The sequence below is a fragment of the Cyanobacterium stanieri LEGE 03274 genome (genome assembly GCF_015207825.1).
Lineage (GTDB): Bacteria > Cyanobacteriota > Cyanobacteriia > Cyanobacteriales > Cyanobacteriaceae > Cyanobacterium > Cyanobacterium stanieri_B.
Map to the genome: position 1 here is coordinate 1 of NZ_JADEWC010000008.1, position 12497 is coordinate 12497.

General features: G+C 31.8%; 9 protein-coding genes. 3 read left to right on the forward strand and 6 right to left on the reverse strand.

The genetic code is table 11. The annotated features are described in order from the left end of the window. Nucleotides 1-68: 68 nt before the first annotated feature. A complete protein-coding gene (locus IQ215_RS05075; protein WP_193800231.1) occupies nt 69-713 on the reverse strand; it encodes a PRC-barrel domain-containing protein in 645 nt (214 codons plus the stop codon). Between the two features lie 69 nt (nt 714-782). Next, on the reverse strand, nt 783-1052 hold the full coding sequence (locus IQ215_RS05080) for a TMEM165/GDT1 family protein (protein WP_193800232.1): 270 nt from the start codon (nt 1050-1052) through the stop codon (nt 783-785). 124 nt (nt 1053-1176) lie between these two features. Between IQ215_RS05080 and IQ215_RS05085 the strand changes: the two genes are divergently transcribed. The 3 genes from IQ215_RS05085 (at nt 1177) to IQ215_RS05095 (ending at nt 4772) form a co-directional block, all read left to right on the forward strand. After that, nucleotides 1177-2115 carry a UDP-glucuronic acid decarboxylase family protein gene (locus tag IQ215_RS05085; protein ID WP_193800233.1) on the forward strand — a complete coding sequence of 313 codons (939 nt, stop codon included), beginning with the start codon at nt 1177-1179 and terminating at the stop codon, nt 2113-2115. Between the two features lie 136 nt (nt 2116-2251). Beyond that, nucleotides 2252-3631: a UDP-glucose dehydrogenase family protein gene (locus IQ215_RS05090; RefSeq protein WP_193800234.1), complete on the forward strand. Its 1380-nt coding sequence runs from the start codon at nt 2252-2254 to the stop codon at nt 3629-3631. 307 nt (nt 3632-3938) lie between these two features. Next, entirely contained in the window at nt 3939-4772 is an 834-nt protein-coding gene (locus IQ215_RS05095) for a photosystem II manganese-stabilizing polypeptide (protein WP_193800235.1), read from the forward strand. Nucleotides 4773-4991: 219 nt separating this feature from the next. Here the strand turns inward: IQ215_RS05095 and IQ215_RS05100 are convergent, their stop codons facing one another. The 4 genes from IQ215_RS05100 to IQ215_RS05115 all read right to left on the reverse strand — a co-directional run bounded on the left by IQ215_RS05100 (nt 4992) and on the right by IQ215_RS05115 (nt 12447). Further along, a complete protein-coding gene (locus tag IQ215_RS05100) occupies nt 4992-7400 on the reverse strand; it encodes a hypothetical protein (RefSeq protein ID WP_193800236.1) in 2409 nt (802 codons plus the stop codon). A 221-nt stretch (nt 7401-7621) separates the two neighbouring features. After that, nucleotides 7622-9286, reverse strand: a complete 1665-nt coding sequence (locus tag IQ215_RS05105; protein WP_193800237.1) for a phospholipase D family protein — start codon at nt 9284-9286, stop codon at nt 7622-7624. Between the two features lie 112 nt (nt 9287-9398). After that, complete coding sequence (locus IQ215_RS05110; RefSeq protein ID WP_193800238.1) at nt 9399-10823, reverse strand: DEAD/DEAH box helicase family protein; 1425 nt, start codon at nt 10821-10823, stop codon at nt 9399-9401. Nucleotides 10824-10902: 79 nt separating this feature from the next. Continuing rightward, on the reverse strand, nt 10903-12447 hold the full coding sequence (locus tag IQ215_RS05115; RefSeq protein WP_193800239.1) for a DUF2357 domain-containing protein: 1545 nt from the start codon (nt 12445-12447) through the stop codon (nt 10903-10905). Between the last annotated feature and the right edge of the window lie 50 nt (nt 12448-12497).

Here is a 12497-nt window from a genome sequence, read left to right on the forward strand (position 1 = left end):
GAGTAGGGGTGATGGGGAGACAAAAAAATACTAAAGAATTACCATTATTAGTTAAGTGAGCTACATTGTTAAACTGTTTCTTTATCTATGGTAATGGGGGTAGATTCTTCTTTTTTGTCAGAATTTTCTTCTTTATTTTTTAGTTTTAAATCGGCTAAAGTTTTTTCGTAATCATCTTGAATAAAGTCTTTAACTTTGCCTAAGGTTTCTCCTAGTCCTTTACTGTATTGAGGGGCGTTTTCTATGGCTTGATTGTCGGCAATAATACGTTTGTTGGTAATGGCAATGACATCGTCGGGGGCTAGGGCATAGACTCCTTTTTTGATACCTTGCCAACCACTGGAGCTGAATAAATAGTTAATGACTTTTCCTGTGTCGGTGGAAAGGGTATAGTCAATGATGTTACCTGCTTTGTCTCCTGAGTTTGACCATAATTCGGCACCGATGAGAAAGGCGCCCCATTCATCCAGTTGAATTTCGATTTCTTGATCGTAGTGAACGATAATGCTATCTTTGCCGATGCTTTCTATTTGTTGCCATAAAAAACCGTGTTTTTCTCTGCCTAATAAACCTGCTTTTGAGATGATTCCTTTTACTTGATGGGTTTCTAATTCTAGGACGATATTTTCTAGTTTGCCGATATTTTCGGTGGTTTTATAGTTAATAATTAAGCGATCAATTAGTTCGCTGCGTTTTGTTTCTGGGTTAGACATGATAATAAAGACTATGAATAGCTAAAATATATGGTCATTATAGCTAAACATGATTGAATGGTTATAATTTTAGTCTTGCCAGAGGTTACTTAGGGCGAGGAAGATAAAGCCGATGGCCGCTAAACTTTTTAATAATTTAACGGGTAAAAATTCGCCGATTCCTACTCCCACGATTACCCCTAAAAAACTAGCGAGAATGAGGGCGGCAATGGAGCCTAAAAAAACTGCTTGGGGTGATTTTGAACTACCACTAAGGGCGATCGCCGCTAACTGACTCTTATCACCTATCTCAGCCACAAAAACCGTAATAAAAGTCAAACTCAAAATATCCCAATTCATAAAATATAATTGCAATTTAATTAATATAAAACGAACACAAAAAGAAACTATAAATAAAAATTTGCAAACATCAACACAACGGGTAAAATTATATAACAAATTGAACTTATTATAAATAATTATAATGAAAATTCTAGTTACAGGGGGTGCGGGATTTATCGGCTCTCACCTTATCGACTGTTTGATGAGTCAAGGTCATGAGGTTTTATGCTTAGATAACTTCTACACAGGGGAAAAAACCAACGTAGATCATTGGTTAGACCATCATAACTTCGAGTTAATTCGCCATGACATCACCGAACCTATCCGCCTAGAAGTAGATCAAATTTACCATCTCGCTTGTCCAGCTTCTCCCGTTCACTATCAATTTAATCCTGTCAAAACCATAAAAACCAATGTGATGGGAACATTGAATATGTTAGGTTTAGCTAAGAGGGTTAAGGCAAGATTTTTACTAGCTTCTACCTCGGAAGTGTATGGAGATCCTACCGTACATCCCCAAACCGAAGAATATCGGGGCAATGTCAATTGTATTGGGCCTCGTTCTTGTTACGATGAAGGAAAGAGGGTAGCTGAAACCTTAGCTTTTGATTATTACCGGGAACATAAGGTTGATATTCGGGTGGCTCGTATTTTCAACACCTATGGGCCAAGAATGTTAGAAAAAGATGGTAGGGTAGTTAGTAATTTTGTGGCTCAGGCAATTCGGGGTATTCCTTTGACGGTGTATGGTGATGGTAGCCAAACCCGTAGTTTTTGTTATGTGTCTGATTTGGTGGCGGGGTTAATGGCGCTGATGGAGGGAGATTATATTGGGCCGGTAAACTTAGGTAATCCGGGGGAATATACTATTTTAGAATTGGCAAAAACCATACAAGAAATGGTTAAACCCGATAGTGAATTGGTTTATAAACCTTTACCTGAAGATGATCCTCTCCAGCGTCAACCTGATATTACTAAGGCGAAACAATATCTTAATTGGCAACCAACTATTCCTTTAAGGGAAGGGTTAAAGTTAACCATTGAGGATTTTCGGCAAAGAATTAAGGGAGAGGGAAATTAAGAGATAAGGAATGGTGGATAATTGAAAGTCTGAGAAATATGGTTTTTGATTATCCATTATTAATTTTTTGGTGGTATTTTCTGCTTTTTTGTATTAACTTCGATTATATAAAACCTTTGGAAAAGATAAATTTATTATGAAAGTTTGTGTTATTGGTACAGGTTATGTTGGTTTGGTTACGGGGGTATGTTTAGCCCATATTGGTCATGATGTCATCTGTATAGACAATAACGAGAATAAAGTTAATTTAATGAAACAGGGGCAATCTCCTATTTATGAGCCTGGGTTGTCGGATTTGATGCGCTCTTCCATGGAGTCGGGTAGGCTTTCTTTTTCTACGGATTTGGGGGCAGGGGTAAACCATGGGGAGATTTTATTTATTGCGGTGGGTACTCCGCCCTTACCCACGGGGGAAAGTGATACTCGTTATGTGGAGGCTGTGGCTAAGGGCATTGGGGCTAATTTAAGGGGTGGTTATAAGGTAATTGTTAATAAATCTACGGTGCCGATTGGTTCGGGGGATTGGGTGCGAATGATTGTCTTAGATGGACTTAAGGAAAGGTTGGGGGTAACTCAGGGGGAGGGTTTTACCATGACTGAGGAGGTGGAAGCCTGTTTTGATGTGGTGAGTAATCCTGAGTTTTTGCGTGAGGGTAGTGCGGTGTATGATACTTTTAATCCCGATCGCATCGTATTGGGTGGTTCTAGTGATCGGGCGATCGCCATGATGAGTGAGTTATATCAACCGTTGGTTAACCGTGATTTTTCGGAGAATAAATCTTTGCCCCCTGTGCCTATTGTGGTAACGGATTTGAGTTCGGCGGAGATGATTAAGTATGCGGCGAATGCTTTCTTAGCGACTAAGATTAGTTTTATTAATGAGGTGGCCAATGTGTGCGATCGTGTGGGTGCTGATGTTACTCAGGTGGCTAAGGGTATTGGTTTAGATTCCCGTATCGGTGATAAATTCCTTCAGGCGGGAATTGGTTGGGGTGGTTCTTGTTTTCCTAAGGATGTGTCTGCCCTGATTCATACGGCGGAAGATTATGGTTATAGTACAGAATTACTTAATGCGGTGGTTAATGTCAATAAAAAGCAACGGGTAATGGCGATCGAGAAGTTGCAACAGGAGTTAAAAATCTTGAAGGGGAAGGTTGTTGGTTTGCTGGGTTTAACTTTTAAGCCTGATACCGATGACATGAGAGATGCTCCCGCCCTAAATATCATTGAGGAGTTAAATCGCCTTGGGGCTAAGGTAAAAGCCTATGATCCCATTGTTTCTCAAACGGGTATTAGTCATGGTTTATCGGGGGTCATTATTGAAAGTGATGCTTCTATGTTGGCTGATGGTTGTGATGCCCTTGTTTTAGTCACCGATTGGCAAGAGTTTTTGGATCTTGATTTTGAAAAGATGGCTAAGGTAATGAAACAACCTTTGATTATTGACGGGCGTAATTTTCTTGATAAAAGGGCGATCGAGGAATTAGGTTATCGTTATGTTGGTATGGGAAGATAATTATTAGGTGATAGGTGTTAGGGAAATTTTAAATATCAAAATCATAGGGAATATGACGTTAAAAATTTAGACACCAAAATATTATCACTATTGCCTGTTCCCCGTTCCCCGTTACCTATTCCTTATTATTACAAAATTTTAAGTTTCCTATAACGACTCTTAATTTGGTAAAGTATATTACGATAAATCTAATGAAACTTAGACAAGCTAGTTTTTTTCCCACGCCAATCGAAAAAAATAGCAAACATAAGTAAAATACGAGATTTAAAATTAAAAATTTAGAAAAAATCGAAAGAGAGGTCAAATCATGAGGTTTCGTAACCTATTAGTAGCTTTCTTGATTGTATGCTTAGGGTTTTTAGGCGCTTGTAGTGATGGACAAGCAAAAGCATACGATCCCAACACAATCACCTATGATGAAATTGTTAATACTGGACTAGCTAATAAATGTCCTCAAATTAATGAATTTACCCGTGGTTCTATTGATATTAGCCCTGATCAGCCCCTTGCAGTGGTTGATATGTGTTTAGAGCCTGAAGAATATTTTGTTAAAGAAGAGCCTGTTAATAAAAGAAAAGAGGCGGAATATATCCAAGCCAAAGTATTAACCAGAGATACCACCAGTTTGGAACAAATCAGAGGAAGTATTGTTGCTGATGAGGAAGGAGTTTTAACTTTCAAAGAGTTTGATGGCATCGATTTCCAAATCATCACTCTTTTATTACCTGGTGGAGATCAAGTTCCTTTTTTCTTTACCATTAAACAATTAACTGCTCAAACAGAACCAGGTTTTACTTCTGTTAACAGTTCTACTGATTTTAAAGGTGATTTTAAAGTGCCTTCCTATCGTGGGGCTTCTTTCATCGATCCAAAAGGACGTGGTTTAACCATTGGTTACGATAATGCTGTGGCTCTTCCTGCTGGCGCTGATAAATCTGAATATGCCCGTAATAATATCAAGAAAGCTGAGATTATGAAAGGTGAAATGTCTTTACAGATTACCAAGGTTGATGCTGAGACTGGGGAAATTGCTGGAATTTTTGAAAGTGAACAGCCTTCCTCTACTGATTTAGGTGCTGAAGATCCTGAAGAAGTTAAAATTCGTGGTTCTTTCTATGCTCGTTTAGAGCCTCAAATTTAATCTAGTTCTGGATTTGATAGTTTTTTATTCCTCAGGCATACTTTTTAAGCTGTCTGGGGATTTTTGTTGGCTAGGATGTTTTAAGGGCGATCGATCAATAATGTTTAGATTCGGTTAACTAATCCGATTTAGTATTATTTATGAATGGTTATTAAAAACCTAAATTTTTATCTTCGGTAATTTATTTGATTTTTGAATGTGTAGAAAATATCTATTTCTTCAATCAACCCCAGGTTTAGGAATATCATCACCAGTTGCATTACCATCTAATAATCGGGCAAATAACTCATTTAAACTGCCATCATTTTCATGATTAACCAATTTAGATCTAATTTGATAATTTTCTAGTTTATTTACCAGTTGCTTTGCCAACTCATAATGATGGCTATTTTCTAGCACAAAATCATAATTAATCTCTCGAAATGTTAATAGATAAACTAAACAAATTAAAGCGTTTTGAAAATAACCTTTATTTCTATTTTCTTCATAATTTAGAGTTAAACAATAGTGGATAATATCAGAAAAATGTTGTTTATAATTTAACCATTTATTGGCTTCTTCAAAGTTAAGATACCATAGTAAAATTCTTGCATATCCCCATAAATAGGCTTCTATTTTATAAAACTCTTTATCTTCCTTTTGAGAATAATTTGAAAATAAATTAAAATACTGTTTTTGTCTATTTAAAACACAAGCTAGTCTCGCCATATTTTGTAAGTGTTCTTTAAAACTTTTGACATTATTTAAATTTAGTATATTAGAGTCAAAAAGATAATTTAAAGACATATTTTGAGTTAAACCATAACTTTTGCCTAAAAATAATAGAATATCCAGATAAACATTATTTATTGATAGTGCATTTTCTCCTCTAATACTATGAGGTATTCTTCCTCTTAATCTACTTAAATTTTTATTAATTACATCTTCTAAATCGAAATAGATATTCAATATTTGATTCAGATGCTTTTCACTGTTTATTGGAATAGAATTTAAAATAGGAGGAAAATTGTTATTTGCATCTAATCTTAACTTTCTTATTTCTTGAGCATTCCTAATAAAATAAGAACTATTATAGTTAGCTGATTTAATATTGCTTAGTTTCTCTTTTATATTTAATAATATTTGTTCAAAATATAAATAATTTTCCGATATTTTATCTAGCCCCGCATTGGATAAATTGTTTCGAGTAAATTCACTCATATTTTTAGTAGATATACAAACTAAATTATCTAATTCTGGTTTATTTTCTAAAAAGGAATTTAAAACACGATTATATTGATCAATAACTTCTAATTTTGGTGGTTTACCAGGTTGAAGAATAAAACATATTTTTATCAATAAATTCTTATCTTTATTTCCATCGTAATATTGATTCTCAATTTTATAGATTATCTTTTTTGATGTTTGTTCATCAATTAAGTATTCTCCATTAATAGTAAAAGGTAAATAAACAGAAGAATTTGACATAGTAAACTCTTGTCTAAATTCTTGATTATTCTTACTATAATATTCCCCATAGATTTTTTCCTCTTTTTCCCCCTGATAGCAAATTTTTTCAGGTAAACTAATTTCTATCTCTTGATTTTTTTCTTCTCCTGCCACAAAAAAGCTAATTTTGTCTAAATGTTGCCCATAAAGAGGAAATTCTTGATTTTTTGCCTCTAACCAAATATCTTTAAATTTTTTAAAATTATCAGTTTTAACGCTTATTCCATAACTTGACAATGAAGTATTAACTAATGGTAAATCATAGCTACTAATCACTAAAAAGTTATACTTATCTTGATTATTTTCGATAATCTTATTTAATTCTTGTAAAGGTAATTCTTTACTGATAATTTCTTTAATTTCCTCTCCGTTAAGATGATAATGATAAAATTTTTCTCCCAAGTAAATTATGATAGGGAAAGATGTGATATTATTATCCTGTTGAGAGTTGATTAGTTTAAAAATATTAATTTTCTGAAGATATTTAATTAAATCTTTTTTCAGAGTAATATCTAATTTTAGTTGTTTTAGAATATTTTGTGCTATTCTGGAAAAGATACGTGCTACGTAGCATATCCCTTCGGGATCGCACCTCTCCTCATACATAAAAGACAATTTTAAATATTGATAATTGTCGAGATTACGAGTATCAATGATAGGAATAGAATAGTTGCTTTTTGGATGAGATTCAGAAGTTAAAGGAATAATTTGAGAAGGGGTAAAATCATCTAAATTATAAATAATCAAAGGCTTATCCAGATTATCAAATTTAATAATATCATCAACAAAATTCCAATAGTAAAAAACAGGTGAAAATAGATAAGATGCCCTTAATAAACTTAAACCAAAAGCATTAATAGGGGGAATAATAAAAATTTCTTCCTCCCGATTATCTTCAATAAAAAAACCTAACTTTTCCTTAGATATTCTTGATTGATGACTAGGTGTTAATTGTGAAGGCAACAAAGAAGGTAAAAAAGGAAACTCTAAAAACTCAATATTTTTATTTCTGTCAATAAAATGTTTATATTCTAATAGTAAATCTTGCTTATTTTTGTGATTAAGATTAATATTTTCTACAAAAATTTGGGCGTATTGACAATATTCTATATAGGATTCAAGGTTAAAAAATTTACTCATAATCTTTACCATTAATTTTAATAATAATTTCAACTTATAAACTGCTTTGCAATAAATTGACAAAGCTAATAGATAACGTTCAATAAATTGAACTAAAAAAATGTCATTTTAACTTTACATTAGCTTTTAAATATCATATTTTTATTAAGGTGGTTTAGATAGTATTTTATCTTTATTAAAAAAAGCGAAGGGGAATAAATATTTTTATAAATTATTGAAAATTAGTATAAATGATGTAATTGTTGTTTAATAGTTTCTATTAGTTTTAAATTAGTAATTTTATAGGTTAAATCATGAAGACCATAATGAGTAAAAGTGAAATCTTGACTACTAATATAGGCAACTTCATTGCTAAGAATCACAACCTTACCATGCAGAAAAGGAATTTTTTTCGCCGGTAAATCACTACCATTAAAATTGCCATAGTAAATTTCACAAGATAGACTTTTTAACAAATTAGCTTGTATTCCATTGGGTTTAAAATTACGAGTATAAATAATAATTTTGCTGCGAGGATTTTCCCTAAATTGTTGCAAACTAAGAGTTAAATCTTCTTCATATTGATAAGAATTGAGAAAACAACTATCGAAATCAATACTAATATTTTTAGGTGTTAAGTTTTGTATTTGAAATTCTCCCATCTTCGGCACAAATTGTGCCTTACTTTTATTTTCCCAAAGGTAGTTAAAATAATTAATTAAACATTGATATTCAGGGGAATGAGAAAACAAGATTCCTGTCTCAATATTTCTGCTTAAACTACCTCCCGTTAAATTACACGAACCCAAATAAGCTGATTTTTCGCTAATATAAGTTTTAAGGTGAAAATAGCCACTACGAAAACCAATTCCTTTTTCTGCTAATAATTGTAAGCATTGTGTTTTCTTTTCATTAGATGAGCCATATTCTAAATAATCCTCTTTATCTTCTACATTTTCATCAACTGTTTTTATCACCTCATCGTTAAAATCCGTCAAAATCCAAATTCCTAAAGGTAAACTAGAGGCTTTATTAACAATTAGATTAATAATATCTTTATCTTCAAGACGATAACTACTAATTAATAAAAATTTCTCAGCTTTTTCAATTAAATCATAAAGCAATTCTCGATGTTTTCCTTTATTTATTGTTATCTGATTATCGTCAGTCATCATTATATTATCTGATAAAGACGAAATTAAATTAATAGGAGATAAAGTTAAATATTTTTGTCGATAAGTCTTTACTAATAAATTCTCAGAAGTCAAAGAAGAATTATTTTTAAGAATCGTGATAGCTTCCTGTAAATTCATATGTAAATCTTCTATTTTTAATAAAACTATACAGTCATCATAGAGAGAAATAACACAATTTTCGGTATCAGGATTTTGGAGAAATTTATCAATAATTGTTAGGGGTTGCTCTTGGATGATAAGATTAAGTTCATAAAAAGCATTTTCTCTTTTTTGCTTGATAATTGGATTATTCTGATTTTCTGATAACTTAAGTTGATAAACCCCCTCACATACATAAATTAAGTTGACTGGAATTTGCTGATTATCTGAAGCCAAAATTAAGGTATCAATTCCTTCCGATTCTTCAGGGATAAATTGATAGTCAAATTCTTTCGGTTGAAAATTACGACTTGATTCTAGTGATGGTTTAATTTTCTGATTGATTAAGATTGCCGATTTACCTAGATTTTTTTCTAATAAATTATTAACTATACTGGGAGGAAGGAAATTTAAGCCAAAAGATTTATTAATAGTCGATACATTAGATATTTTTTGTTGAGTGGCGATGGCTTGAATATCATTAATGATAGTTTTTAATGGAGTTGCTTTTCTGATTTCTCCATCCTTTGCTATTTTCTGATATTTACCTTTAATGTGCCAATATATTTCCATGTTTTCACCTCAAAATTAATATAATATTGTGTTAAAAATCAAACAGAAAGATAGAAAAATTAAACAAGTATATAGGCAAGATGCCTGTTTTACGGAGACAGATTATTATGAGTTAAATAGTTGCTGATGTTAAGGCTAGATCTCGTTTAATCGTTATGGTATTATCTTGCAGTAAGATGTTTAAGTTTGAATTTTCATAGTGGGTTTTATCTCCTAAAATTGTGATGGAATATTTTGCCCTAGTTAAGGCTAGTTTTAATTCTGTTAAGGTAGGATTATCTTGATTATTTTTATCAACGACGATTAGTAAATTTTCTGTTTCTTCCCCATACCAGTTAGAGATAGATTTTATTATCTGATTGTTTGAATTAGAGTCTAATAGTTGTTGAATGAGAGTAGATGTATTTTCCGAAAAGGTTAGTATTTGATAATCCTTATTTTCTAGTAAATATTGTTTTAAGACGATAATCATTTGTTGAAAATTGACAATATCATGCCAGATTAAACAGTTTTTTTCTAGTAACACAGGTAGATTGTCTGTCTTTCTGGGGGTGTTTAATGAATGAGAAACGGGGGTATAAGGATAGTCATTGTAAAACAAGGGAAAAATTTTTCTGGCTAAGTCGATAGTTAAGCGATGGTTTTCTTTTATTTCCAGACGATAAGCAGGAGATAAATTATAAAATAGTCTTTTCAAAAAATTATCATTATCTTTGTCTAATTCTCCCAATAAGATTAATTTTTGACTATTCTTTGCTATTCTTTCAATTACATTTTGAGTCAATAAATGACTATCTTCAATAATGACTACATCAAAAATTTTGTCGGGAATTAAATCAATATCACTCACTAAACAGGTGTGAGGAAAATTGACAGTATTAATAGTTAATTGGGTTAATTCTTCTAAGTCGTTATCGGCAAGATTTTGATAGTTTTGTTTTAGATATTCTCTTTGAGTTAGGAGGTGAGAAAATTTTTTGATTTTTGCCATTAATAACATACATCTGTTATCGGAGATTTGCGGAAATTTTTGCTTAATCCTTTTTCTCAATTTCTCTTGATTTGTTTCTGTTATTAACTTTGACAATTTTTGGATGTTAATTTCTAAATTATCAAAGATAGTATCGGGTAAAAGATAAGGAGGAGTGAAGTTTATTTCTGGATTTTGTATTTTTGATTTTAACCAGTTTTTGACTATTTCATAATATTTTATTTCCTGATTTATCTGTAATGGTTTAAGACTAAGATTTTGATATTGATTTAAACTACTTTGATGGGGAGAAATAATTAAGGTTGAGTTTTGATTTTTTATAGCCGTGTCAAGAATAGCTTTGGCTATTTCTGTTTTTCCACTAGCTGGATTTCCTGCAATGATGACTAGAGGAAAATTCGATAATCCTAATTCAATGGCTTCTTTTTGTTTCACTCGAAAGGGGAAGTTACCTTGATAATGAGGTAAGTTTAATTGGTTTCTTGTGTTAATAAAACTTATAGGTTTTTCCGTTATTTGATTGATTATCTCTAAGGGTAAATTCATAGTGTTTAATTAATTTAGAATGATGATTTTTGCGTTAATTCATAAAGGATAGAAGGGATAAATCCCTAACTACAAACCTCTATTGCCATTCTGCTAACCAATAACAAATGTTTTCTATAATTAGCTTGACTCCTGTTTCTAAATTTTCTTTTAAAGGATGAGATATTTTGATAAGATTAATCTTACTCTCTATAATTTCTTCTGTTTCTTTTTCTGATGATTCTGGGGAGGGATAAAGATAAAAACAAATAGGCAACTTATCTTTAGATTTTTCTTTTATCTTCTTTAAGATTTCTGCTTCTGGTTGATACCAAAATACCCATATTAACCATTGATAATTAGAAAATTCTGGCTCTCTGTCTGTTATTCTTTGTATGGTGATATTTAACTGAAAATCTCCTTTTGTTATGTTATTAGTATGTTGTTGAAGATTGAAAATAAATGCTGATTTGTTTAATAGGCATAATATCTTAAATTGTTGGTTATCTTTTAAATATTTGCCTTCTTTGGGTATGTCTAAAATTTCTATTTTTGTTTGACAATCAAGATAACTTCCTTCTAATTTTAATAAGGCTTCTAACCATAAAATTTTGACAACATCCACTAATAAGGCTTGACGAAATCCCCAAAATTTTTCTTTCTCTGTGCGTCTTTTTAAGTAGTCTTGATAGGCTTGATAAAAACTTCGATAAATGGGATTTTGTTGTAAAACATAGTTGGGCTTTCCTGTAAATATTGTTGTACGAGGAATTGTTTTGACACTTGGCTCTTGACGAAAACGCTCTATTGCTATATATAATGATTTAGCTTCTTCATAATCACTGCGATAGTCTTGACATTCTAAATGTAATAAATCGCAAAATCCTTTTAAAAATCGATTTTCTGGGGTATTATAGTTTTGATAGCGTTTAATGCCCATTAATTCTTGTCTTGCTCCTGCTTTTTCGATCGCATCTTGCCCCGGGCGACGTACATAATCTCTTAAACAATAGGCATCCATTTCTTGAATATGTCCTAAAGGCATCATCTCCGCTACACGATTAAGTTGAGAGCGTAATTTAGGAGCAATTAATTCTAATTTATGTCTTAGTTCATAGCGTTTATTGAGTGCTAAAATAAGGGGTAAACGGGCATCTTCTTGACTTAATTTTTCTAAACTTTTTTCAATATTTAAAGGAGTAGTTTTTTTGTTTTGATGATGGTTAGTTAAACTGTGAAATAATCCAATAAAAAGGCTGATGCTTTCTGCTGTGGTGCGATCGCACTTTTGTCCTAACTCTTTTAGTAAATTTTTAGCTAAATCCTCATCATTGGTTAATTGTGTCTCGTCTAATACCTCATCTTCAAGGTAAAATTTAATTACTTCTCCTTGTTTAGTTTGAATATTAATTAATTGAGTTAAATTATTATTAGTCTCAAAATCAGCAACTTGTATCAAGGGAAATCCAATTTCATATAATCCTTTATCTCTTTCCATTAAGAAATGATATTGATGTTGTAAATCTTCATCATCGGCTAATTTGAGAAAAGGGCGATTTTTACTTTTTAAGGTGACAATAGACTCTGAGTTAAACGAGTTAAATTTATTGTCTAAATAATCAGCAATACTCGGATAATAAAACATTTCCTATCGTGAATAGTTGATGGTAAATAGTTAATAATTCCTCCTTTGTT

What these genes read in the sequence shown, in the direction of transcription:
- IQ215_RS05075 (WP_193800231.1), bottom strand. Translation starts at nt 713, where the DNA reads ATGTCTAACCCAGAAACAAAACGCAGCGAACTAATTGATCGCTTAATT.
- IQ215_RS05080 (WP_193800232.1), bottom strand. Translation starts at nt 1,052, where the DNA reads ATGAATTGGGATATTTTGAGTTTGACTTTTATTACGGTTTTTGTGGCT.
- IQ215_RS05085 (WP_193800233.1), top strand. Translation starts at nt 1,177, where the DNA reads ATGAAAATTCTAGTTACAGGGGGTGCGGGATTTATCGGCTCTCACCTT.
- IQ215_RS05090 (WP_193800234.1), top strand. Translation starts at nt 2,252, where the DNA reads ATGAAAGTTTGTGTTATTGGTACAGGTTATGTTGGTTTGGTTACGGGG.
- IQ215_RS05095 (WP_193800235.1), top strand. Translation starts at nt 3,939, where the DNA reads ATGAGGTTTCGTAACCTATTAGTAGCTTTCTTGATTGTATGCTTAGGG.
- IQ215_RS05100 (WP_193800236.1), bottom strand. Translation starts at nt 7,400, where the DNA reads ATGAGTAAATTTTTTAACCTTGAATCCTATATAGAATATTGTCAATAC.
- IQ215_RS05105 (WP_193800237.1), bottom strand. Translation starts at nt 9,286, where the DNA reads ATGGAAATATATTGGCACATTAAAGGTAAATATCAGAAAATAGCAAAG.
- IQ215_RS05110 (WP_193800238.1), bottom strand. Translation starts at nt 10,823, where the DNA reads ATGAATTTACCCTTAGAGATAATCAATCAAATAACGGAAAAACCTATA.
- IQ215_RS05115 (WP_193800239.1), bottom strand. Translation starts at nt 12,447, where the DNA reads ATGTTTTATTATCCGAGTATTGCTGATTATTTAGACAATAAATTTAAC.